Annotated in this window: 22 protein-coding genes; 18 read left to right on the forward strand and 4 right to left on the reverse strand. The window is 72.3% G+C overall.

Annotated features, from left to right (window positions below; all coding sequences use genetic code 11):
* Nucleotides 1–1,065 (forward strand): glucose-1-phosphate thymidylyltransferase, encoded by a 1,065-nt coding sequence (locus MPTA5024_RS19245; protein ID WP_036325404.1) that lies wholly within the window; start codon nucleotides 1–3, stop codon nucleotides 1,063–1,065.
* On the opposite strand, the gene MPTA5024_RS19250 is transcribed toward MPTA5024_RS19245, so the two are convergent.
* Nucleotides 1,055–1,975 (reverse strand): hypothetical protein, encoded by a 921-nt coding sequence (locus MPTA5024_RS19250; protein WP_036325405.1) that lies wholly within the window; start codon nucleotides 1,973–1,975, stop codon nucleotides 1,055–1,057. The genes MPTA5024_RS19245 and MPTA5024_RS19250 overlap by 11 nt on opposite strands.
* 223 nt (nucleotides 1,976–2,198) lie before the next feature.
* On the opposite strand from MPTA5024_RS19250, the gene rfbB reads away from it, so the two are divergent.
* From rfbB to MPTA5024_RS19275, 5 genes are all read left to right on the forward strand, one after another.
* Nucleotides 2,199–3,170 carry a dTDP-glucose 4,6-dehydratase gene (rfbB, locus tag MPTA5024_RS19255; RefSeq protein ID WP_036325406.1) on the forward strand — a complete coding sequence of 324 codons (972 nt, stop codon included), beginning with the start codon at nucleotides 2,199–2,201 and terminating at the stop codon, nucleotides 3,168–3,170.
* Between the two features lie 4 nt (nucleotides 3,171–3,174).
* Complete coding sequence (locus MPTA5024_RS19260; protein ID WP_051458350.1) at nucleotides 3,175–4,197, forward strand: endonuclease/exonuclease/phosphatase family protein; 1,023 nt, start codon at nucleotides 3,175–3,177, stop codon at nucleotides 4,195–4,197.
* Nucleotides 4,194–5,048, forward strand: coding sequence for a dTDP-4-dehydrorhamnose reductase (rfbD, locus tag MPTA5024_RS19265; protein ID WP_232326535.1), 855 nt, complete (start codon nucleotides 4,194–4,196; stop codon nucleotides 5,046–5,048). Before MPTA5024_RS19260 ends, rfbD begins: the two co-directional genes overlap by 4 nt.
* A gap of 70 nt (nucleotides 5,049–5,118) precedes the next feature.
* Nucleotides 5,119–5,880 (forward strand): WecB/TagA/CpsF family glycosyltransferase, encoded by a 762-nt coding sequence (locus tag MPTA5024_RS19270; RefSeq protein WP_036325408.1) that lies wholly within the window; start codon nucleotides 5,119–5,121, stop codon nucleotides 5,878–5,880.
* Between the two features lie 48 nt (nucleotides 5,881–5,928).
* The gene (locus MPTA5024_RS19275; protein ID WP_051458351.1) at nucleotides 5,929–7,104 is read left to right on the forward strand and encodes a hypothetical protein; all 1,176 of its coding nucleotides are present in this window, start codon (nucleotides 5,929–5,931) and stop codon (nucleotides 7,102–7,104) included.
* On the opposite strand, the gene MPTA5024_RS19280 is transcribed toward MPTA5024_RS19275, so the two are convergent.
* Both MPTA5024_RS19280 and rfbC read right to left on the reverse strand, forming a co-directional pair.
* Nucleotides 7,099–7,944, reverse strand: coding sequence for a glycosyltransferase (locus MPTA5024_RS19280; RefSeq protein WP_036325413.1), 846 nt, complete (start codon nucleotides 7,942–7,944; stop codon nucleotides 7,099–7,101). The genes MPTA5024_RS19275 and MPTA5024_RS19280 overlap by 6 nt on opposite strands.
* A 29-nt stretch (nucleotides 7,945–7,973) precedes the next feature.
* Nucleotides 7,974–8,540 carry a dTDP-4-dehydrorhamnose 3,5-epimerase gene (gene rfbC / locus MPTA5024_RS19285; RefSeq protein ID WP_036325416.1) on the reverse strand — a complete coding sequence of 189 codons (567 nt, stop codon included), beginning with the start codon at nucleotides 8,538–8,540 and terminating at the stop codon, nucleotides 7,974–7,976.
* A gap of 176 nt (nucleotides 8,541–8,716) precedes the next feature.
* Between rfbC and MPTA5024_RS19290 the strand changes: the two genes are divergently transcribed.
* From MPTA5024_RS19290 to MPTA5024_RS19335, 10 genes are read left to right on the forward strand one after another with little or no spacing between them, the layout of a single operon-like run.
* Nucleotides 8,717–9,931 (forward strand): class I SAM-dependent methyltransferase, encoded by a 1,215-nt coding sequence (locus MPTA5024_RS19290; RefSeq protein WP_036325419.1) that lies wholly within the window; start codon nucleotides 8,717–8,719, stop codon nucleotides 9,929–9,931.
* The gene (locus MPTA5024_RS19295) at nucleotides 9,928–10,707 is read left to right on the forward strand and encodes a glucose-1-phosphate cytidylyltransferase (RefSeq protein WP_036325421.1); all 780 of its coding nucleotides are present in this window, start codon (nucleotides 9,928–9,930) and stop codon (nucleotides 10,705–10,707) included. Before MPTA5024_RS19290 ends, MPTA5024_RS19295 begins: the two co-directional genes overlap by 4 nt.
* Nucleotides 10,704–11,366, forward strand: a complete 663-nt coding sequence (locus MPTA5024_RS19300) for a PIG-L deacetylase family protein (protein WP_036325423.1) — start codon at nucleotides 10,704–10,706, stop codon at nucleotides 11,364–11,366. The genes MPTA5024_RS19295 and MPTA5024_RS19300 overlap by 4 nt, the downstream gene beginning before the upstream one ends.
* Nucleotides 11,351–12,370 carry an NAD-dependent epimerase/dehydratase family protein gene (locus tag MPTA5024_RS19305; RefSeq protein WP_036325425.1) on the forward strand — a complete coding sequence of 340 codons (1,020 nt, stop codon included), beginning with the start codon at nucleotides 11,351–11,353 and terminating at the stop codon, nucleotides 12,368–12,370. Before MPTA5024_RS19300 ends, MPTA5024_RS19305 begins: the two co-directional genes overlap by 16 nt.
* Nucleotides 12,367–13,632, forward strand: a complete 1,266-nt coding sequence (locus MPTA5024_RS19310) for a DUF4910 domain-containing protein (protein ID WP_036325427.1) — start codon at nucleotides 12,367–12,369, stop codon at nucleotides 13,630–13,632. The genes MPTA5024_RS19305 and MPTA5024_RS19310 overlap by 4 nt, the downstream gene beginning before the upstream one ends.
* Nucleotides 13,629–14,678 (forward strand): hypothetical protein, encoded by a 1,050-nt coding sequence (locus MPTA5024_RS19315; RefSeq protein WP_051458352.1) that lies wholly within the window; start codon nucleotides 13,629–13,631, stop codon nucleotides 14,676–14,678. The genes MPTA5024_RS19310 and MPTA5024_RS19315 overlap by 4 nt, the downstream gene beginning before the upstream one ends.
* Nucleotides 14,679–14,696: 18 nt before the next feature.
* Complete coding sequence (locus MPTA5024_RS19320) at nucleotides 14,697–16,253, forward strand: oligosaccharide flippase family protein (RefSeq protein ID WP_084369803.1); 1,557 nt, start codon at nucleotides 14,697–14,699, stop codon at nucleotides 16,251–16,253.
* The gene (locus MPTA5024_RS19325; protein WP_036325429.1) at nucleotides 16,254–17,141 is read left to right on the forward strand and encodes a glycosyltransferase family 2 protein; all 888 of its coding nucleotides are present in this window, start codon (nucleotides 16,254–16,256) and stop codon (nucleotides 17,139–17,141) included.
* Between the two features lie 49 nt (nucleotides 17,142–17,190).
* A complete protein-coding gene (locus MPTA5024_RS19330) occupies nucleotides 17,191–18,048 on the forward strand; it encodes a hypothetical protein (RefSeq protein WP_051458353.1) in 858 nt (285 codons plus the stop codon).
* A 60-nt stretch (nucleotides 18,049–18,108) separates the two neighbouring features.
* Entirely contained in the window at nucleotides 18,109–19,005 is an 897-nt protein-coding gene (locus MPTA5024_RS19335) for a hypothetical protein (protein WP_036325430.1), read from the forward strand.
* 39 nt (nucleotides 19,006–19,044) lie between these two features.
* Here MPTA5024_RS19335 and MPTA5024_RS19340 read toward each other — a convergent pair whose 3' ends face one another.
* On the reverse strand, nucleotides 19,045–20,199 hold the full coding sequence (locus MPTA5024_RS19340) for an acyltransferase family protein (RefSeq protein WP_051458354.1): 1,155 nt from the start codon (nucleotides 20,197–20,199) through the stop codon (nucleotides 19,045–19,047).
* Between the two features lie 202 nt (nucleotides 20,200–20,401).
* On the opposite strand from MPTA5024_RS19340, the gene MPTA5024_RS19345 reads away from it, so the two are divergent.
* Both MPTA5024_RS19345 and MPTA5024_RS19350 read left to right on the forward strand, forming a co-directional pair.
* Nucleotides 20,402–21,334 carry a hypothetical protein gene (locus MPTA5024_RS19345; RefSeq protein WP_036325431.1) on the forward strand — a complete coding sequence of 311 codons (933 nt, stop codon included), beginning with the start codon at nucleotides 20,402–20,404 and terminating at the stop codon, nucleotides 21,332–21,334.
* A gap of 3 nt (nucleotides 21,335–21,337) precedes the next feature.
* A complete protein-coding gene (locus MPTA5024_RS19350) occupies nucleotides 21,338–22,072 on the forward strand; it encodes a hypothetical protein (RefSeq protein ID WP_036325433.1) in 735 nt (244 codons plus the stop codon).
* The last annotated feature ends 2 nt before the right edge of the window (nucleotides 22,073–22,074 follow it).

Consider the following 22,074-nt stretch of genomic DNA (forward strand, 5'->3'; position numbering starts at 1 on the left):
GTGAAGGCTCTCGTCCTGGCGGGCGGCTCGGGGACCCGCCTGCGTCCCATCACGCACACCCGGGCCAAGCAGCTCGTCCCGGTGGCCAACAAGCCGGTCCTGTACTACGGCCTGGAATCCATCGCCGCGGCCGGCATCCGTGAGGTCGGCATCGTGGTGGGCGACACCCACGCCGAGATCGAGGCCGCCGTGGGCGACGGGTCCCGGTTCTCCCTGCAGGCCACCTACCTCCGGCAGGAGGAGCCCCTCGGGCTGGCGCACGCGGTCCTCATCGCCCGCGACTACCTGGGCGACGACGACTTCGTCATGTACCTCGGCGACAACTTCGTCGTCGGGGGCATCGAGAGCCTGGTCGGGCGGTTCCGCGGGCTCCGGCCGAGCGCGCAGATCATGCTGACCCGGGTGTCCGACCCGCGCCACTTCGGCGTCGCCGAGCTCGACGCGGCCGGCCGCGTCGTCCGTCTGGAGGAGAAGCCGCGCGAGCCGAAGAGCGACCTCGCCCTCGTCGGCGTCTACCTGTTCACCCCGGCCGTGCACGAGGCGGTGGCGGAGCTCAAGCCGTCCTGGCGGGGGGAGCTGGAGATAACCGACGCCATCCAGTGGCTCATCGACAACGGCCACGTGGTCGAGCCCTCCGTGATCTCGGGCTACTGGAAGGACACCGGCAACGTCGCCGACATGCTGGAGGTCAACCGGCTGGTGCTGGAGTCGGTGGAGCGCCGGATCGACGGCGAGGTGGAGGACTGCGAGCTCATCGGGCGCGTCGTCGTCGAGGCCGGCGCCGTCGTGCGCGGCTCGCGCATCGTCGGGCCGGCCGTCGTGGGCGCGGGTACCGTCATCAGCGGCTCGTACGTCGGCCCGTTCACCTCGATCGGCGCCGACTGCGTGCTGAGCGGGAGCGAGATCGAGTACTCCATCGTGCTGCCGCGCGCCTCCATCAGAGGGGTGCGCCGGATCGAGGCCTCGTTGATCGGCCACGACGTCGAGGTCACCCCAGCACCCGACACACCGAAGGCGCATCGCCTGGTGCTGGGGGACCACAGCAAGGTCCAGATCAGCTCGTGACGGCGTCCGGATCGCGGCCCACCCGGGCCAGGGCCTCGGCCTCGTACGCGCGGGCCAGCTCCTCGGGCATGGGGGTGAGGTCGGCGCAGCGCGCGAAGTCCCGAAGGGTCGTGCCGGTGCACGCGGCGTCCACGTTCGTGGCGCCCCGTCGGGCCCGCACGTCGTCGATGTTCACCGTGCGGAAGTCGATGCTGAACCGCGTGCGGCCCGAGGTGTTCGGCACGGTCGAGTGCAACTGGGCGCCGGAGAACAGCATGAAGCCGCCCGCCTCCGGCACCACGCGGAGCTGCGGATCGAGCTCGATCTCCTCCTCCGGCTTCGGCTGCTCGCGGGTGTCGCCGTGAACGTGCCGGGCAGCCGTGTGCCTGCTGGTGCGGTTCCACTCCGCGTAGTCGTACCGGGCGCTGCCGTTGGCGACGGGACGGCCGAAATATCGGGTGTGGAACGTCATCACGTTCTCCGGGACGACCGGGTAGATCGGCATCCACCAGTTGATCTGGTTGAAGGGCGCGGAGTACCAGCAGTCGCGGTGCGGATGGAAGGCGTAGGAAATTCCGGAGGTGAGGTAGTCGTGGGAGGTGGACGTGCGGAGCCGGGGCACGTCGAAGTAGGTGTGCTCAAGCGAACAGCCGATCTCCTCGATCACCATCGGCAGGAGCTTCTTGCATTGCGGGTGGTGGATGAAACGGGGCTTGAGATCGGCGAGGAGCGCCGCGAACCCTTCCACCGGCATCTCGAACTGGGCCGTCTCCGGATCCAGGCCGCCGAACGCGTCCTCGATGAGCTCCCGGGCGAAGCCGATCAGCTCCGTCGAGGACGGAGTGGCCGGGTAGACGAACACGTCGCCGGCGTAGAGATGGGCTCGCCGTTCCTCGTCGTCCATTTCACTGCTGGAAAAGAGCGTGGTCATCGGTGGAGTTTCTCCCTCGTCGAGGATGGCCGATGTCATTCTTACGCGCCATGAATCAGATGCGCATCACCTTGCCGATATTTTCTCGTATGTTTCGCTGGTGTACGGATTTCGTGACGGCCAAATCCTCGCCCCCGCGGCGCTTATCCTGTGAAGCGTCACTCCCGCACCGTGCGGCACAATCTCCAAAACGTTCCAGCTGAAGGACAGGTGTGGATCTCCTGTGAAAGTTCTCGTCACCGGCGGGGCCGGATTCATCGGCTCCCACTACGTCCGCACGCTGCTGTCCGGCGGCTACCCGGCCTTCGCCGGGGCGTCCGTGACGGTGCTCGACCGGCTCACCTACGCCGGTAGCCGCGCCAACCTGGCCCCGGTCGAGGGCCGGTACGCGTTCGTCCACGGCGACGTGTGCGACGCCGCGCTGCTGGCCGAGGTCGTCCCCGGGCACGACGTCGTCGTCCACTTCGCGGCCGAGTCCCACGTCGACCGGTCGATCGACGGCGCGGCGGACTTCGTCCGGACCAACGTGCTCGGCACGCAGACGCTGATGGAGGCGTGCCTGGCGGCGGGGGTGGGCCGCGTCGTCCAGGTGTCCACCGACGAGGTCTACGGGTCGATCGAGACCGGCTCCTGGGACGAGAGCGCTCCCCTGGCGCCCCGCTCGCCGTACTCGGCCTCGAAGGCGGGCGGCGACATGATCGCCCTCGCGTACGCGGTCACGCACGGGCTGCCGGTGTCCGTGACGCGGTGCGGCAACAACTACGGGCCCTACCAGTACCCGGAGAAGGTCATCCCGCTGTTCGTCACCAACCTCATCGAGGGACGGCCCGTTCCGCTGTACGGCGACGGCGGCAACGTCCGCGACTGGATCCACGTGGACGACCACTGCCGCGGCATCCAGCTCGTGGCCGAGGTGGGCGAGCCCGGCGAGGTCTACCACATCGCGGGCACGGCCGAGCTGACCAATCTCGAGCTCACGCGGCGCCTGGTCGATCTCCTCGGCGCCGCGCCGGAGCTGGTGGAGCGGGTCCCCGACCGCAAGGGACACGACCGCCGTTACTCCCTCGACGACCGCAGGCTCCGCGCCCTGGGATACGCCCCCCGGGTGCCGTTCGACGAGGGACTGGCGGACACCGTGCAGTGGTATCTCGACCATCCGGCGTGGTGGAAGCCGCTGCGCGCGGGCCTCCGGTGACGACGTGGACTCCGTGCGACCGTCCCGGCCGGCGGCGGCGCCTCCCCGGACCGCGCCCGTCGCGGCGGCGGACGCGCGCCGGCTGGCCGGCATCGGGCTCTGGCTGGTGCTGCTGCCCCTCGCCGGGTGGGCGGGGCTGCGGCTGGCCGGCGCCGAGCCGAAGTTCCGGTGGTCCCAGGCGGTGTCGTTCACTCCGTACGCCGCGGCGGCCTCGCTCGTGCCGCTCCTCGCCGCGGTCGGGCTGCGCCGGCGGGCGACGGCCGTGGCGGCCTTCGCGGTGACCGCGTCCCTCGCGGCGGCGGTCCTGCCGCGGGCCCTGCCCGACGGCAACCCGCCCGCGGACGGCCCGTCGCTGCGCGTGCTGTCCGCGAACCTCTACCACGGCTCCGTGCCGGCGGGGGCCCTGATGGACGCGCTGCGGCGGCACCGCCCGGACGTGCTCGTCATGGTGGAGTTCACCCCGGAGACGGCGGCCGCGCTCGACCGCGCCGGCGTCGCGCGGCTGCTGCCGTACCGGGTGTCGGCGCCGGAGCCCGACGGTCAGGGGTCGGCCGTCTACTCGCGCCTGCCCCTCCGCGCGGACGGCCCGCCGCTGCCGGGTGAGGGGCCGCGCCAGATCCCCGCGCTGCTCACGCTGCCGGACGGGCGGGAGGTGAGCGTTGTCGCGGTGCACGCGTGCGCGCCGTCCGGCGGCTGGCGCTCGGGCTGCTGGGCGTCGAGCATCCGGGCGCTCCCCCCGGCGGGCGGGCGGCTGCGCGTCCTGGCGGGCGACTTCAACTCCACGCTCGACCACGCGGTGCTCCGCGAACTGATCGCGACGGGTTACCGGGACGCGGCGGACGTCACCGGAAAGGGGCTGGCCATGACATGGCCGTATCTGGATCAGCCGTGGTTCTTCCCCAAGGTCGCCATCGACCACCTGCTCGCGGACTCCCGCATCGCGATCCGGAGCTTCGCGACGTCCGCGCTGCCGGGAACCGACCATCGCGCGGTGGTCACCGAGATCACCCTCCCGGCGGCGTCGTGACCAGGTGGATGGTGACCGGCGCCGCAGGCATGCTCGGCGCCGACCTGGTGACCCTGCTCCGGCACGAGGGCGAGGACGTCGTCCCCCTGGCCCGGCGCGACCTCGACCTGCGTGACCCGCGCGCGGCCGCAGCAGCCGTCGCGGACGTGAAACCGGACGTCGTGGTCAACTGCGCGGCGTGGACGGCGGTCGACGAGGCGGAGGCCCACGAGGAGGAGGCGCTGGCGGTGAACGGCCACGGCGTCCGCCGGCTCGCCGCCGCCTCCGCGGGCCACGGAGCGACGCTGATCCACATCTCCACCGACTACGTCTTCGACGGCTCGGCCCGCCTGCCGTACGCCGAGGACGAGCCGGTCGACCCCGTCAACGCGTACGGGCGGACCAAGCTGGCGGGGGAACGGGCGGCCCTGAGCCACGGCGGCCACGTCGTCAGGACAGCCTGGCTCTACGGCGAGCACGGCGCGAACTTCGCGACCACCATGATCCACCTCGCCGGCGAGCGGGACACCGTCTCCGTGGTGGACGACCAGCACGGTCAGCCGACCTGGACGGCCGATCTGGCCGAGCGGATCGTCCTGCTGGGCCGCTCGGGCGCGCGCCCCGGCGTCTACCACGGCACCAACGCCGGCCGCACGACCTGGTACGGCTACGCGCGGGAGATCTTCTGCCTGCTCGGCGCGGATCCCGACCGGGTCAGGCCTACGACCAGCCGCGACTTCCCGCGTCCCGCCCCGCGCCCCGCATACAGCGTTCTGGGGCACGCGGCGTGGACGCGGGCGGGGATGGCCCCGATGCGGGACTGGCGGGAGGCGCTGCGCGACGCGTGGCCACGCCTGACCCGGAGCCTGTGACGTTTGGGGGCGTGCGGCCGATATTCCACGGACGGCAATCGTGAAGACGGGTGGAACGGGCCATGGCCGGATGACGGCGCCGGGGCGGGCGCGCAGGCGGTCGGTCCTGGGCACGACCCTGGACGCGATGACGATGCGGGAGGTCGTCGCGGCCTGCGTGGACGCGGTCGACGGCGGCGGACGCCTGACGATCGGCGTGGTCAACGCGGCGAAGATCGTCAACATGCGGACGGACGGCACGCTGCGACGGTCGGTGCTCGACTGCGACCTGATCCTCGCCGACGGGCAGGCCGTCGTGTGGGCCGCCCGCGTGCTCGGGCACCCGCTGCCGGAACGGGTGGCGGGGATCGACCTGTTCGTGGAGCTGCTGGCCGAGGGGGAGCGGCGCGGATACCGGCCGTACTTCCTGGGGGCGACGCCCGAGGTGCTGGCCCTGCTGGTCGAGGAGGTGCGGCGCGGCCACCCCGCGCTGCGCGTCGCGGGGGCCCGCGACGGCTACTTCGCGGCGGAGGACTCGGAGGCGGTCGCGGCGGAGATCGCCGACTCCGGGGCGGACATGCTGTTCCTCGGCATCACCTCGCCGAAGAAGGAGATCTTCGTCCGCGACTGGGGCGAGGCCACCGGAGCCAAGGTCATCCATGGTGTCGGCGGGTCCTTCGACGTCCTGTCCGGACGGACCCGGCGGGCGCCGCGAACGTGGCAGCGCCTGGGGCTCGAATGGCTGTACCGTCTCCTGCAGGAGCCGGTCCGCCTGGGCCCCCGCTATCTCAAGACCAACGGGAGGTTCCTCCTCCTGGTGGCCGTCGGCCTGATGCGCCGCGGCCGTGACTAGTACACGACCCGGTCAAGCGAGTACCGCCGACGGCCTCTGGAGTGACACGTGACGCAGCAGCACCGCCGAATCGCCATGCTGGGCCCGGGAGCGCCGGCCGACCTGGTGTCGGACATGGTCGACCTCGCGGTACGCGGCCTGCCCCCGGGATACGTGGACGGCGAGTTCGTCTTCACCCGGCGCGGCGTGCGCCGGCCCGACGGGTCGTGGGACGCCGTCACCGAGGGGCGGAGCGTCCGCTACTCGGCGATCGTGGCGCTCGGCGTTGCCGCCCTTCCGGAGGAGCGACGCCGCGCGGCGCTCGCGGGGGACACGGTCCTCGACCTCGCCGGCCGCCTCGTCGAGCGCCTCCCCGCCGTGGAGGGGCTGGGCGACGCCGCGCTCATCTGCTGGGCGGCCGCGGAGACGGGGCACCCCCGCCTGGACGTCGCGCTGCGGCGGCTGGCCGAGCTGGACGCGTCCTCGTCGCAGAGCCAGGTGTTCACGGTGGAGGCCGCCTGGGCCCTGGCGGCGCTCGTCGCCGCGCGGTCGGTGCTCGGCGCCGACGCCGGGCTGGACGGGCAGCTGGAGCGCTCCCGCGACCGCCTGCTCGCGGGCCTGGCGTCCGACCGCCTGTACCGTCACGTCCTCGGCCCGTCGTCCGGGCCGCTGGTGCCGTGGTACCGGGCGCACGTGGGCTGCTTCGCCGACCAGGTCTACCCCCTCCAGGCGCTGGCGCGGCTCCACGCGGCGCTCGGCGACCCCGCCGCGCTCGCGGCCGCCGAGCAGGTGGCCGAGGGCATCTGCGAGGCCCAGGGCGAGCAGGGGCAGTGGTGGTGGCACTACGACGCCCGCTCGGGCGCCGTCGTCGAGGGCTACCCCGTCTACAGCGTCCACCAGCTCGCCATGGCGCCCATGGCCCTGCTGGACCTGGCCGACGCCGGGGGCGCCGCCCACCTGCGGGAGATCGCCGCGGGCGTGCTCTGGATGACCGAACGGCCGGAGACGGACGAGTCCTTGATCGACACGGGCCTCGGCCTGACATGGCGTAAGGCGGCCAGGGACGACCCTGGCAAGCTGGTGCGGGGGCTGCGCGCGGTGGCCACCCGGGCCCACCCTGCGGCCCGGCTCGCGACGCTCGACCGGCTCTACCCCCCGGTCGCCATCGACCGCGAGTGCCGCCCGTACGAGCTCGGCTGGCTCCTGTACGCCTGGCTGTCCGACCTCAGCGCCGACGGGTCATGAGCCCGTCGCCCGGCTGCTGTCGTCCCGCAGCCAGGTGGTGTAGTCGCCGGCGCGGATGGCGGGACGCGCCCTCCCCCGCGCGAGGACGGTGACGCCGACGAAGACGGCCGCGGCGGGCAGCAGCCACGGCTCCCGCAGGACGATCCCGACGAGGTCTCCCACGGTGGTGCGCGCGGACGGGCCGCCCGAGCCGCTGACCTGCTCCCACTCGTGGATGCCCGTCGCCGCGCGGACGCGGCGCCGCAGCAGGTCGGCGAACGTGCGCGGGGTCTGGATGCCGGCCCGCGCCCCGGTCACGACCGCGCGCTCGTCGTCGGCGAACGCCAGGGACACGGCCAGGTCGTCGGCCATGACCGCGGGGAGCGACCGGATCCGGTCGTTGCCCTCCTCGGTCACCGCGATGACGCCCCGCCCGAACAGGCCCGCCCGCACGTGCGGCAGGCGTGTCCAGACGGCGTAGTAGAGGCGCACGGCCCACGGCCGGTCGGCGAGCGCCAGGTCCCGCTCCGGAGCCGTGGCGAGCAGGGCGCCGGAGCCGTCCAGGGGAGCGGTCAGCGCGCGGACGCCGTCCGTGCTCAACGTGACGTCCGCGTCCACGTAGAGCCGGGGGAAGCCGCGGGCGGCCCGGTCGCCGAGGCGCAGCGCCTCCCGCTTCGAGGGCACCGGGGTGGTCACCACGCGCACGCCGTGCGCCCGCGCGACGGACTCCGTCTCGTCGGTGCAGCCGTTGGCGACGACCACGATGTCGAGCTCACCCGGCCGGGCGTCGTGGAGCAGCCCGGAGAGGAGGCGGCCAAGGACCCGCGCCTCGTTGTGCGCGGGGATCACGACGCTCGTCACAGGGAGCAGTATGGACGGTTCCATCCGTCTCAGGAAGCGGCGTGGCGGGGGAGGATTCCCGATTCCAGCGCCTCCTTCAGGGTCGGCGCCGCCGCGTCCTTCGCGGAAAGTATCGGCTCCTCGCCGAGCGGCCACTCGATGCCTATTCCCGGATCGAGCGGGTGAACGCCGTGCTCACGTTCCGGCGCGTACGGCTGTGAGCACAAATAGACGACCGTGGCCTGCTCGCTGAGCGCGAGGAACGCGTGGCCGAGCCCTTCGGCGAGGTACACCGCCCTCCGGGAGACGTCGTCGAGCACGACCCCCTCCCACCCGCCGAAGGTGGGCGAGCCCGCCCGGACGTCCACCACGACGTCCAGCACGCTTCCCGCGACGCAGGTGACGTACTTCGCCTGGCCGGGCGGCACGTCCGCGAAGTGGATGCCGCGCAGCACCCCTCGCCGGGAGACCGAGCAGTTGACCTGCGCCAGCTCCATCGTGTGCCCGATCGCGTCCCGCAGGTCCCCGGCGCGGAAGCACTCGAGGAAGTCGCCCCGGACGTCGCTGTGGATACGTGGGGTATGGCTCCACGCCCCGTCGATGCTCAGCCGCTCCATGGCCGCAAAGCATGACACAAGACGTGTAACGCTCCACGCCCGTCACCCGAATTACCGCTGTCGAACTCCGATGCTGGGGGGGAAATGCCAGCACGTTTTCTGCCAGCCCATTCCGCCCTGAACACGTCCCCGAAAAGGCCCGTATTAATTCCGTCGTACGGCCTGGGGGCTTTTTGATGACGACGTGTCGTCTGTGCGGCTCGGCGAGCCTCATCGGCGTGGTCGACCTCGGCGCGACCCCCCCGTGTGAACGGTTCCTCACGGCGGAGCAGCTCGACGAGCCGGAGATGACCTATCCGCTGCACCTGCGGCTGTGCACGGACTGCCGGCTCGCCCAGATCCCGGCGCTGATCACGCCGGAGGACACCTTCACCGAATACGCCTACTTCTCGTCGTACTCGACCTCCTGGGTGGAGCACGCGCGCAGGTTCGTGGCGGACGCCGTCGAGAGGCTGCGCCCCGGCTTCGTGGTCGAGGTCGCCAGCAACGACGGCTACCTGCTGCGGCACGTCGTGGAGCGGGGGATCCGGTGCCTCGGCGTCGAGCCCTCGGCCAACGTGGGCCGGGCGGCCAGGGACGCGGGCGTGCCGACCGTCACGGAGTTCCTCACCCCCGAGACCGGCTCCGCCATACGAGCCGAGCACGGACCGGCCGACCTCGTCGTGGCCAACAACGTCTACGCGCACATCCCCGACGTGGCCGGGTTCACGCGGGGCCTGCGCGCCCTCGTGGCCGACGACGGGTGGGTCTCCGTCGAGGTCCAGCACCTGCTCACGCTGATGGAGCTCAACCAGTACGACACCATCTACCACGAGCACTTCCAGTACTACACCGTCGACTCGGCCCAGCGGGCGCTGGCGAGCGGCGACCTGACCCTGGTGGACGTCGAGCTGCTGCCGACGCACGGCGGGTCGATCCGGCTGTGGGCCCGCCCGTCCGGCACGGGAGCCGAGCCGGGCCCGCGCGTGGCCGAGGTCCTCGCGCGGGAGAAGGCCGCCGGACTGCATGAGCTGTCCGGATACGCCCAGTTCGCGGACCGGGTGGCGCGGGTCCGGCGCGAGCTGCTGGCCTTCCTCGTCGACGCCGCCGCCCAGGGCAGGACCGTCGTCGGGTACGGCGCCCCCGGCAAGGGGAACACCCTGCTCAACCACTGCGGGATCCGTCCCGACCTGCTGCGGTACACGGTGGACCGGAACCCGTACAAGCACGGGCGCTTCACCCCCGGCGCCCGCATCCCCGTCCTGCCGCCCGACCAGATCGCCGTCGACCGGCCGGACTACGTGCTGGTGCTGCCCTGGAACCTGCGCGAGGAGCTCACCGCCCAGCTCTCGTACGTCCGCGACTGGGGCGGCCGCCTCGTGTTCCCCATCCCCCGCCTGGAGATCGTGTGAAGGTCGTCCTCTTCTGCGGCGGGCGCGGCACGCGGATGCGCAGCGACCTGCCCGGCGGCGGCATGCCCAAGCCCATGCAGCTCGTCGGACCCCGCCCGCTGCTCTGGCACGTCATGCGGTACTACGCCCACTTCGGGCACCGGGAGTTCATCCTCTGCCTCGGGTACGGCGCGCAGCACATCAAGGAGTTCTTCCTCAACTACCAGGAGACCGTCTCCAACGACTTCGTCCTGCGCGGCGGCAAGGTGAGGCTCCTGTCCACCGACATCTCCGACTGGTCGGTGTCGCTGGTCGACACCGGCGTCGACTCGCCCATCGGGGAGCGCCTGCGCCGGGTGCGCCCGCACCTCGGAGACGAGCCGATCTTCCTGGCGAACTACGCCGACGTGCTCACCGACGCGCCGCTGCCGGAGATCATCCGGAGGTTCGAGGCCACGGACGCCGGGGCCTCCATGATGGTCGTCCCGCCGTCGAACACCTTCCACTGCGTGGACGTGGGGGAGGACGGCAGGGTCGGCGGGATCACCCCGGTCAGCGACATGCCGCTGTGGGTCAACGGCGGCTTCTTCGTGCTCCGCCAGGAGATCTTCGACCACATCCCGGAGAACGGCGACCTCGTCGCGGACGGGTGCGCCGAGCTGGCCAAGCGCGGCCGGCTGCTCGCCTACCCCCACCGCGGCTACTGGCGGCCGAGCGACACCGTCAACCAGCGGCTGGAGCTCGACCAGGCGTGGGCCCGCGGCCACCGGCCCTGGGCGCTGTGGGAGAGCGAGTGATCGCGCTCGGCGCCGGCGGTGTGCGCGCGGTCGCCGCGCTCGGCGCCCACTGCGACGACCTCGCGATCGGGGCGGGCGGGACGCTGCTGTCACTGTGCGCGGCGCACCCGGGCGTCCGCGTGGACGCGCTGGTGCTGTCGGGCGGCGGCACGGAACGGGAGGACGAGGAGCGCGCCGCCCTCGCCGCCTTCTGCCCGGGCGCCGACCTGCGGCTGACCGTTCTGAAGCTGCCCGACGGACGGCTGCCCGCCCACTGGGACGAGGCCAAGAGCGCCGTCGAGGAGCTGCGCGCGAGGACCGACCCGGACCTGCTGCTCGCCCCCCACCGCGGTGACGCGCACCAGGACCACCGCGGCCTGGCCGAGCTGGTGCCCACGGCCTTCAGGAACCATCTCGTCCTCGGCTACGAGATCGTCAAGTGGGACGGCGACCTCGGTCGTCCCTCGGCCTACCAGCCGCTCTCCCCGGAGGTGGCGCGGGCGAAGGCCGACCTGCTCCAGCGGCACTACCCCTCGCAGCGGCACCGCCCCTGGTACGACCCGGAGGCGTTCCTCGGCCTCGCCCGCATCCGGGGGATCGAGTGCGGCGCCCGGTACGCGGAGGCCTTCCACGTGAACAAGCTCATCCTCGACCTGGAGAACAGATGCGGGTATTGCTGACCGGACACCAGGGCTACCTGGGCACGGTGATGGCCCCGGTGCTCGCCGAGGCCGGCCACGAGGTGGTCGGGCTCGACTCGGGGCTGTTCGCCGACTGCGTGCTCGGCCCTCCGCCCGCCGACCCCGAGACGTACACGGTGGACCTGCGCGACGTCGAGCCCCGTCACCTCGCCGGGATCGACGCCGTGGTCCATCTGGCCGCGCTGTCCAACGACCCCCTCGGGTCGCTGGCTCCCGAGCTGACGTACGACATCAACCACCACGCCTCCACCCGGCTGGCCCGGCTGGCCCGCGACGCCGGGGTGCGCCGGTTCCTGTACGCCTCCACCTGCTCGGTGTACGGCGCCTCGGGCGGCGACGACCTCCTCGACGAGGACGCGCCGCTCCGGCCCGTGACACCGTACGCGGAGTCCAAGGTCCGGGTGGAGGACGACCTCGTCGCGCTGGCGGACGACGACTTCACGCCCGTCTTCCTGCGCAACGCCACGGCGTTCGGATTCTCCCCGCGGCTGCGCGCCGACATCGTGCTCAACAACCTGGTCGGCCACGCGCACCTGTCCGGCGAGGTGCGGGTGCTGTCCGACGGCACCCCGTGGCGTCCGCTGGTCCACGCGCGCGACATCGCCGAGGCCTTCGCCGCGGCGCTGGCCGCGCCGCGCGAGAACGTGCACGCGAAGCCGTTCAACGTGGGGACGGAGCTGAACAACCTCACGGTCGCCGAGATCGCGGCCGAGGTCGTGGAGGCCGTGCCGGGGTCGGCGCTCGTGATCACCGGGGAGTCGGGCGCCGACCCGCGCTCCTACCGCGTGGACTTCTCCCGGGTCCGCGCCGCCCTGCCCGGGTACGAGGCGCGCTGGACGGTCAAGGCCGGCGCACTCGAACTGGTCGAGGCCTACCGCCGGCACGGGCTGACCGCGGACGACTTCCACCGGCGGTTCACCCGTCTCGCCCGGCTCTCGGACCGGCGGACGGCGGGCGACGTCGACGCGTCGCTTCGCCCATGAGCGACATGCACGCCCTGGTGCGGCGGCTGTACCCGCTGTGCCGCAGCATCACGGGCGACGGGGTGCGGCGCACGCTGGAGATCGTCTCCGAGTCGATCCCCCTGGAGATCAGCGAGGTGCCGACGGGCACGCAGGTCCTCGACTGGACGATCCCCAAGGAGTGGAACATCCGGGACGCCTACATCAAGGACGCGTCCGGCGCCCGCGTGGTCGACTTCGCGGCGTCGAACCTCCACGTCGTCGGCTACAGCGTGCCCGTCTCGGCCACCATGACGCTGGACGAACTGCGCCCGCGCCTGCACACGCTGCCGGACCAGCCCGATCTGGTGCCCTACCGGACCAGCTACTACGCCGAGACGTGGGGCTTCTGCCTGAGCGAGAACACGCTGGCCGGGATGGGGCCCGGGCCGTACGAGGTGCGCGTGGACTCGACGCTCGCCGACGGGCACCTGACGTACGGCGAGCACGTGATCCCGGGCGGCGAGGAGGAGGTGCTCGTCTCCTGCCACGTGTGCCACCCGTCGCTGGCCAACGACAACCTCGCGGGTGTCGCCGTGGCGGTCCGGCTGGCCCGGTGGCTCGCCGGCCGGAAGGAGCGCCGGTACACCTACCGCTTCGTGTTCGCGCCCGGCACGATCGGCGCGATCACGTGGCTGGCGCGCAACCGGGACCGGGTGGACCGCGTCAGGCACGGCGTCGTGCTCGCCTGCGCCGGGGACCGCGGCGCGCTCACCTACAAGCGCAGCAGGCGGGGGGACACCGAGATCGACCGGGTGTTCGCGCACGTCCTGCGCGACCGCGAGCACACGCTGCTCGACTTCTCCCCCTACGGATACGACGAGCGGCAGTACTGCTCGCCCGGCTTCGACCTGGCGGTGGGCAGCCTGACCAGGACCCCTTACGGGGGCTACCCGGAGTACCACACGTCGGCCGACGACCCCGACTTCGTCTCCCCGGAGGCCATGGAGGACACCCTGGACGTCTGCCGCCAGGCCGTGGAGATCCTGGAGCGCAACCGCGCCTACGTGAACCTGAGCCCGTACGGCGAGCCGCACCTGGGCAGGCGCGGCCTGTACGGATCACTCGGGGGACGCAGTGATACGAAACAGGCGCAGATGGCGATGTTGTGGGTGTTGAATCTCAGCGACGGGCTGCACACCCTCCTGGACATCTCGGAACGATCCACCCTTCCGTTCGCCGCCGTGGCAGAGGCGGCCCGGGCTCTGCATGACGCGGGACTGGTGAAGGAGTCAGCCGGATGACGCAGTTCGAGACGTCCACGCGACCGGGGCCCCTCGGCCTGCGGGTCGGCGAGGTCGTGGAGGTCCGCGACGCCGAGGAGATCCTGGCGACGCTCGACGAGAAGGGCGAGCTGGACAGCCTGCCCTTCATGCCGGAGATGCTGCGCTTCTGCGGCCGGCGGCTCACCGTCCACAAGGTCGCGCACAAGCTCTGCGACACGATGACCGGCACCGGGATGCGGAGGATGCGGGACGCGGTCCACCTGGTCGACGCGCGGTGCGACGGCTCGGCGCACGGCGGCTGCCAGACCTCGTGCTCGCTGTACTGGAAGGAGGCCTGGCTCCGGCGCGTCGACCCGGACCAGCCGGCACCCGACGCGGCGCCTGGCGCGGCACCTGGCGCGGCACCGGACGCCGCGCCCGTCCCCGCGCCCGGACGCAGCCTGCCGATCCTCGAGGTGAACACGCGGCGGGAGCCCGGTGAGGACGGCGAGACCCGCTACCGCTGCCAGGCGACCGAGCTCCTGCGCGCCGCGCCCGAGCCCCTGCCGTTCCGCGACCTGGGCCAGTACGTCACGGACGTCCGGGTCGGCAACGCGGGGGTCCTCGCCACCCTGCGGACCGTCTTCTTCGGGCTGTTCAACCGGTTCCAGCGGATCAGCCGCCGGCTTCCCTCGTGGATGCGGTTCAGGGACGGCATGGAGTGGGGATTCGTCGCGCCCGGACCGAACACCGCGACCCCGACGGCCGAGACCGGCCTCCAGCCCGGCGACCTCGTCCGGATCAGGCCGCGCGACGCCATCGTCGCCACCCTCAACAGCGGACGGCTCAACCGGGGGATGGGCTTCGAGGAGGAGATGGCGCGGTACTGCGGCCGGGAGGCACGGGTGCGGGCCCGGGTCGAGCGGTGCATCGACGAGAAGACGGGCCGGATGCTCCAGATGAAGAGTCCCTGCATCATCTTGGACGGCGTCGTGTGCGCGGGTGTGTACAAGGCCAACTGTCCTCGCGAGTTCGTCCCGTTCTGGCGGGAGATCTGGCTGGAGCGCGTCGGCGAGCGCGGCTAGGGACCGGGGAGATCTGCCATGCACGAGCAGCAGGGCGCTGAGGCCGGCGAGCGGTCCCCGGCCGAGGCCGACGCCGAGCACCTCGAGGCGATCGGCCGTAAGGCCGGCCGCGGGTTCGGCTGGAGCCTCCTGGGCGCCCTGGCGACGCGCGCGGGCTCCTTCCTCATGGGGCTGGTGCTGGCGCGTCTGCTGTCCCCCGCCGACTTCGGCATCTTCGCGGTGGCCCTGGCCGCGACCCAGTTCGTCATGGTCGTCAAGGACATCGGGATCATGGCCGCGGTCGTCCAGTGGCGGGGCAGGCTGGAGGACGTCGCGCCCACCGCCACCACCCTCTCCATGATCTCCGCCGTCACCCTGTACGCGATCTTCTGGGTGGGCGCGCCGTACTTCTCGGCGCTCGCGGGCAGCGCGGAGGCCACGCCGGTCGTCCGGATCCTCACCTCGGTCATCCTCATCGAGGCGATCACCGCGGTGCGCAGCGCGACGCTCCTGCGCCGGTTCCACGTGGGCAAGAGCTCCAAGGCCGTGCTGGCCGGGTTCCTGGTGAACGCCCCCGTGGCCATCGCCCTGGCCGCGAACGGCGCGGGGCCGTACAGCTTCGCCTGGGGGCAGGTCGCGGGCGCGGTGGTGACCGGCGTGCTGATGCTCGTGTACGCCCGGCTGCCGTGGCGGATGGGATTCGACCGGCCGACCGCGGCGAAGCTGCTCTGGTTCGGGATCCCCTCCGCGGCGGGCATCGCGCTGGAGGTCGTGCTCCTCAACGTCGGCTACATCATCGTCGGCGCGATCATGGGGCCGGTGTGGCTCGGCTTCTACCTGATGGCGTTCAACATGTCGAGCTGGGTGCCGGGGCTGATCGGCACCGCGATCCGCTCGGTCTCCATCGCCGGGTTCTCGCGGCTGGCGGAGCGCGACGAGGCGTCGCTGTCGATCGGCGTCCAGAAGACCGTGCCGCTCCTGGTCGCCGCCGTCCTGCCGCTGGCCGTCCTCATGGGGGTGCTCGCACACCCGCTCATCCACTACCTGTACGGCGACAAGTGGGGGCAGTCGGCGGGCGTCCTGCGGTTCCTGGCGGTGCTGATGGTGCTGCGCATGCTCACCTCCCTCGCCCTGGACATCCTCAACGGCCGGGGCGCGACGCGCTCGACCGTCTGGATGAACCTGGGGTACGGCGCCGCCACGATCCCCGCGGTGATCGTCGGCACCCACCTGGACGGCATCCGCGGCGCGGCGATCGGCCAGACCGCCGCCGCCCTGCTTGTCGCGCTTCCGCTCGCGATGACCGCGGTGCGCCTCGCCGGCGTGCGGCTGACCCCCATCCTGCCCGCCCTGGTACGGCCGCTGGCCGGAGCCGCGGTCTCCTGCGCGGTCACCGCGGCCCTCGCCGCGCTGACGCGGGGCAGCGACTTCCTCCAGCTCGCGGTGGCGGGCGGCGCCGGGTTCCTGGTCTACGTCCTGATCGTGGTGCCGATGGAGCAGATCAGGACGGTGCGGGATCAGGCGGTACGGCGGCTTCGCACGGCGCTCGTGCGCCCCCACCCCGTGCCGGCCGAGGCGACGTCCAAGGAGAGCTGAATGCCAGGGTCCGACAAGCTCGTCTCCATCGGCATGCCGGTCCGCAACGGCGCGGACCGGATGGAGCCGGCCGTGCGGTCGGTGCTGGCCCAGGATCACGAGCGGCTGGAGCTCGTGATCTCCGACAACGCGTCGACCGACGGAACCGAGGAGTTCTGCCGCGCGCTGGCGAGGGAGGACGGCCGGGTCGTCTACCACCGCCAGCCGCGCAACGTCGGCGTGGTCGGGAACTTCGTGGAGGTCCTGCGCCGGTCGCGGGGCGAGTTCTTCCGGTGGATGGGGGACGACGACCTGCTCGAACCGCAGTGCGTGTCCCGGTCGCTGGAGCCGTTCCTCACGGACGGACGGCTCATCCTGGTGACCACCGACATGACGTACACGGAGCCCGACGGCTCGGTGCACAAGCCGTCCTACGAGGGCGCCGGGATGCTCTCCGACGACCCGGTCGACCGGCTGACCGAGCTGTGGGAGGCGGTCACGACCGAGCACATGCGCCTCGACCCGCTGTACGGCATGATGCGGCGCGAGGCGGTGGCGGCCATCCCGCGGCCCGTGATGATCCGTGAGGACGAGGTCTACGCGACCATGCTGGCCCTGGCCGGGCCGTGGGGCCACGTGCCCGAGGCGCTCGCGCATCGCAGCCTGCGCCTGCGGCGGCTCTCGCAGATCGCCCGGGGGATCGGCGCGCCCGCCTGGACCGCGCACTTCGCCACGACGCTCCAGTTCCGCGCGATGTACCGCAGCCTCCGCACGGTCGACCTCACCCCCGACCAGCGCCGCCGCGCCCGGGCCCTGCTCGCCCGGATCTACGGACGCCGGCAGCGCCAGATGGTGGCCCACCGCGGCCGCAAGCTCACCGGCCTCGCCGTCCGCCTCATCCGGGGATGACCCCGGGCCGACCGAACCGATCTGCACCAGACGAAAGGCGGATCCCCTGATGACGTCCTCGCCGCGAAGCGGGTTCGACCGGTTCCTGGTACGCGTCACGCGGCTGCTCATGCAGCCCGGCCGGGTGCCTCTCGCCGTCATGCGGCGGCTGCCGTTCGGCTCGTACGAGTTGCGCTGCGCGCTCGACCTCTTCCCCCGGCCCCACTACGCGTACGGCGTGCAGCAGGCGGCCGAGCTGGCCCGGCGGCTGGGCGTCGGCCGCATCAGCGTGATCGAGTTCGGCGTGGCGGGCGGCGCCGGGCTGGTCGAGATGAGCCGGCAGGCGCGGCTGGCGTCGGCCGCGACCGGCGTGCACGTCGAGGTGTACGGCTTCGACACCGGCGCGGGCCTGCCGAAGCCGACCGACCACCGCGATCTGCCGTACATCTGGCGGGAGGGCGACTTCAGCATGGACGTCGACGCCCTCCAGGCGCGCCTGCCCGACGCGGGGCTGATCCTGGGGAACATCGCCGACACCGCGAGGGAGTTCCTGGACGACAGGCGGCCGGCGCCCATCGGCTTCGTCTCCATCGACGTGGACTTCTACTCGTCCACGGCGGCGGCCCTGGGCGTCTTCGCCGGCGACCACAAGTACTTCCTGCCCCGGGTCTTCTGCTACCTGGACGACACCGTGGGCGACGACGACCAGATCCTGCACAACGAGTTCGTCGGCGAGCTCTGCGCGATCCGGGAGTTCAACGAGGCGAACACGGCGCTGAAGCTGGCCCCCATCAACGGCCTGCGCCACAAGCGCGCCGTGGCCGCTCCCTGGAACGACAACATCTACGCGCTGCACCGCTTCGACCACCCCGACTACGGCCGGTACGTCGGGCGGCCCGACAGCGAGACGGAGCTCCCGCTGGTGTAACGAACGGGGGGACGCGGACGAGATAGGGAGTGAACATTATGCAGATGAGGGGCACTCCCTATGACCGCGCTCTTTTCCAACAGCGGAGCCGATGACGACGCCCGCCGGCGCACGATCTACGAGGGAGGAATCTTCGTCTACTCGGCGACCCCCGCGTCCGTCGAGCTGATCGGGTTCGCCCGCGCCCTGATCGAGGAGGCGTTCCAGGGCCTCGACCCGGAGACGGCCCAGTTCGAGCTGCCCGTCGAGGACTACGTGGCGCTCCTGGCCGACCTCAAGCCGCGCTTCATCCACCATCCCGAGTGCGCGCGGCTGCTGCCGCTCGTGCTCGCCGAGGCCGGCTGCGCTCTCGACCGCACCTACTTCGACGTGCCCCGGCTGCGCACGTCCACGTCGGACGAGTACCTCACCTCCGGCATCTCGTACGCCTACCACGCGCACCGCGACTGCTGGTACTCGGCGCCCTTCAACCAGGTCAACTGGTGGATGCCGATATATCCGGTGTCGGCCGACAACGTGATGGCCTTCCACACGCAGTACTTCGCCCGGCCCGTGGCGAACGGCAGCGAGCGGTACGACTACGCCGACTGGACGGCGGTCGGCCGGCCCACGGCGGCGGCGCACGTCCACAGCGACACCCGCGAGCAGCCCAGGCCCGAGGAGGCCATCGAGCTGGAGCCGCAGGTGCGGGTGGTGCCGGAGCCGGGAGGCTTCCTCATGTTCTCCGGAGCGCACCTGCACTCCACCGTGCCGAACACCTCGGGGCGGACGCGCTTCAGCATCGACTTCCGCACCGTGAACATCGACGACGTGCGGGCCCGCCTCGGCGCGCCCAACGTCGACGCCCGGTGCGCGGGCACCACGCTGCGCGACTTCAGGCGGGCCGCGGACCTCACGCCCATGCCGTCCGAACTCGCCGAGGAGTACGAGGCCGAGGCGCTCGCCCGGGTGCGGTGACCGCCGGGGTGCGGTGACCGCCAGGATGGGGTGACCGCCCTACCCGCGGCGCAGCGCGGTCCACAGCGCCCGCCACCCGCGGTGGCGCTGGAACGGGAGCTCGAAGACCGACGCGAACAGCCACGCCGCGAGCAGGCTGAGCGGCACGCCGATCGCCAGCGTGGTCAGGAACACCGGCAGGCCCGGCGCGAGACGCGGCGCGAGGACCAGCCGGTTCAGCACCACGAGGATCGGCGCGTGGATGAGGTAGAGGCTGTAGGAGAACGAGCCGAGCCGGCGCAGGGCCCGCGTGTCGAGCAGCCGCACGAAGGGCCGCGGGCGGCCGCTCGCGACGGCGGCGATCAGGAGCGCCACCGCCGGGCCGACGACCAGGTCGACCCAGAAGTAGTGGCCGACCACCCACACCGGGCCGCCGGCCACGATCATGAGGAGGACCGGGACCGCGGCGAGGAGGGCCAGCCAGGGCAGCCGGGGGACCCACCGCGACCCGTGCGCCCGCTCCACGCCCGCCGCGACCGCGCCCAGCGCGAACAGCACGGCGAACTGCGGGGTCAGCCGCATGAACAGGTCCACGGCCGGGACGGCGGGCGCGAGCAGCCCGATGGCCGCGACGACCACGGTGACCCCGCCGACCAGGGCGGCCGCCCCCGCCCGTCGCAGGATCAGCAGCATCAGCGGGAACGCCACGTACAGCTGGGCCTCCACCGCGATGGACCAGAAGACGCCGTTGGGGCTCGGCGACCCGAACAGGTCCTGGACGAGCAGGCCGTACACGAGGACCGACTTGAGGGTGGGACTGCCCTGTCCCGGCTGCGGGATCAGCGTCCAGGCCACCACGAGGCTGAACAGCAGGGCCGTCCAGTACGGCGGGAGGATCCGCCAGGCCCGCCGGTAGGCGAACCGGCGCAGGCCGTCCAGCCGCCATCCCGACCGCGCGGGGGACACGGCCAGGGAGAAGCCCGACAGGACGATGAAGACCACCACGGCCAGGTGCCCGTAGACGAGCCACCCGGCCCACGCGGGCCCCGCGTTGACCGGGAAGCCGGGATAGGAGAGCAGCCAGCAGTGGTGCAGGACCACGAACAGGGCGGCGAGGCCGCGGATGCCGTCCAGGCCGGCGAGCCGGGTGGGACGGGCCCTCGCGGGCGCGGCCGAGGTGGACGGGACCGTCGCCTGGTCCGCGTGGAGCTCCATCCGCCGTACTCCCGTCGCCGTCCGGACCGACCGCCGCACGTATATCGGAGCGACGGCGGCGGACGTAACGATCGGCGGCGCGATCGGATACGGGCCCCTGCCGGAACGGTGTAACGGGAATGCGGACCCCGACGATTTCCCCCCGTAAGGTTCCGGACGTCTGGTGGCAGGCCGAAGGCTATTGACGAGGCCGGGGGGACACGTGGATTTCTGGAAGACGATCGCCGGTCTCGCCCTGAGAAAGACGGTCGCGCTCCCCCTGCTGGCCCTTGCGATCGCCGCCGGCGCGGCGGCTTTCTTCCTAGTCCCGACCACGTACGAGGCCGACACCTCGCTGGTGCTGGCCACCCCGGTCAACGGCGGCGTCTCCTCCAAGGACCCCAACCGGCCGCTCGAGCGCGCCAATCCCCTGCTGCAGTTCAACGACGCGCTGAAGACGGCGGCGAGCATCGTCATCCAGTCGATGAACACGCAGGACGTGTGGACGCAGCTCGGCGCTCCGAAGGACGGGCCGACCGTCATCACGATCGACGACGGCCGCAGCAACCCCAAGGTCCTCGACATCACCGGCCCGTACATCTACATCCGGGTGCAGGCGCGCGACCCCGGGACCGCCTCAGCGGTGCTGGCGAACGCGCAGCGCCGGGTGCGCGAGGAGCTGATCGGCTGGCAGAAGACGCTCGGCGCGCCGCCGACGACCTTCCTCACGGTCGCCAACATCGTTCCGGCGTCCCGTCCGGAGGCGTCGGAGTCGGCGCGGTGGCAGGGCGCGGCCGGAGCGGGCCTCCTGGTCGCCTGCGCCGGTCTGGCCGGCGCGTACGCGCTGCGGCGCAGGGCCGCCCGCCCTCGTCCCCACGACGCGGTGACACCCGGCGAGGAGGCGCGGCCGGTGGACGTCGCCGGCGCCGAGTCGCCGGAGCAGTCGCGTCCCCCTGTCCTCCAGACCGCCGGCCACGACGACGCGCTCCCGGACGACGCCGACCCGATCCTGTGGGACACCCAGGAGATCGCCGTCGTGAAGGACGGGCAGGACGGGCAGGACGGGCCGGAGGCGGACGAGACGCCGCCCAACGGCATCGACCGCCGGTTCGTGAGCGTGGTCAGGGACACGCGCGCGGACGACGACAAGGACTGAGGCATGGACTTCTGGGCCACCGTCCTCGTCCTGTTCCGGAGGTGGTACGTCACCTTCCCGGTCTTCGCGCTGGTGCTCGCCGGCGCGGCCGGCGTCTACGTCAAGTTCCCGAAGACCTACGTCTCCTCCTCGGCCCTCGCGCTCACGGTCCCGCGGGACGGGGGGAGCGTGCCGGCGGATCCCAAGTTCCCCAATCCCGTGGTCAACCCCATCGTCAACATCGACAGCGGGCTGGGCCTGTCCGCGTCGATCCTCATCCAGGGGCTCAACACGGCGGAGATCGCGGAGAAGGCGGGGGTGCGGCCCGGCGGACGGACGACGTTCAAGGTCAGCAACGGCACCACCAACCCCGAGTTGATGATCACCGTGCCGTTCGTGGTCATCTCCTCCGAGGCCCCCACGCCCCAGGAGGCGTACGACGTGGTCGTGCGGCTCAACCGGCTCGCGCAGGAGAAGCTGGTCGAGCAGCAGCGCGCGCTCGGCGCGCCCCCCGCCACCTACCTCAAGGCGCTCGAGGTCGTGCCGCCGACCACGCCAGAGGAGAAGACGGGAAGCAGGCTGCGGGCGGCGTTCGTGGCGCTGGCGATGGGCCTGTTCCTCGCCATGGCCGCCGCGTTCGCGGTGGAGAGCATGGCCCAGGCCCGCCGTGCCCGCCGTGCGGAGCCCCCGCTCGCCGTCAACGGCGTCCCCGTCCCCCATGGCCTGCGGGCGGCGGCCCGGCCGCTGCTGCGGCGCTGATC

Source organism: Microbispora sp. ATCC PTA-5024 (assembly GCF_000511135.2).
Lineage (GTDB): Bacteria > Actinomycetota > Actinomycetes > Streptosporangiales > Streptosporangiaceae > Microbispora > Microbispora corallina.

Coding starts and splice junctions, on each gene's coding strand:
- MPTA5024_RS19340 (WP_051458354.1), bottom strand. CDS start 20,199: ATGGAGCTCCACGCGGACCAGGCGACGGTCCCGTCCACCTCGGCCGCG.
- MPTA5024_RS19320 (WP_084369803.1), top strand. CDS start 14,697: ATGCACGAGCAGCAGGGCGCTGAGGCCGGCGAGCGGTCCCCGGCCGAG.
- rfbC (WP_036325416.1), bottom strand. CDS start 8,540: ATGGAGCGGCTGAGCATCGACGGGGCGTGGAGCCATACCCCACGTATC.
- MPTA5024_RS19250 (WP_036325405.1), bottom strand. CDS start 1,975: ATGACCACGCTCTTTTCCAGCAGTGAAATGGACGACGAGGAACGGCGA.
- MPTA5024_RS19310 (WP_036325427.1), top strand. CDS start 12,367: ATGAGCGACATGCACGCCCTGGTGCGGCGGCTGTACCCGCTGTGCCGC.
- MPTA5024_RS19270 (WP_036325408.1), top strand. CDS start 5,119: ATGACGGCGCCGGGGCGGGCGCGCAGGCGGTCGGTCCTGGGCACGACC.
- MPTA5024_RS19315 (WP_051458352.1), top strand. CDS start 13,629: ATGACGCAGTTCGAGACGTCCACGCGACCGGGGCCCCTCGGCCTGCGG.
- MPTA5024_RS19325 (WP_036325429.1), top strand. CDS start 16,254: ATGCCAGGGTCCGACAAGCTCGTCTCCATCGGCATGCCGGTCCGCAAC.
- MPTA5024_RS19330 (WP_051458353.1), top strand. CDS start 17,191: ATGACGTCCTCGCCGCGAAGCGGGTTCGACCGGTTCCTGGTACGCGTC.
- MPTA5024_RS19290 (WP_036325419.1), top strand. CDS start 8,717: ATGACGACGTGTCGTCTGTGCGGCTCGGCGAGCCTCATCGGCGTGGTC.
- MPTA5024_RS19350 (WP_036325433.1), top strand. CDS start 21,338: ATGGACTTCTGGGCCACCGTCCTCGTCCTGTTCCGGAGGTGGTACGTC.
- MPTA5024_RS19335 (WP_036325430.1), top strand. CDS start 18,109: ATGACCGCGCTCTTTTCCAACAGCGGAGCCGATGACGACGCCCGCCGG.
- MPTA5024_RS19305 (WP_036325425.1), top strand. CDS start 11,351: ATGCGGGTATTGCTGACCGGACACCAGGGCTACCTGGGCACGGTGATG.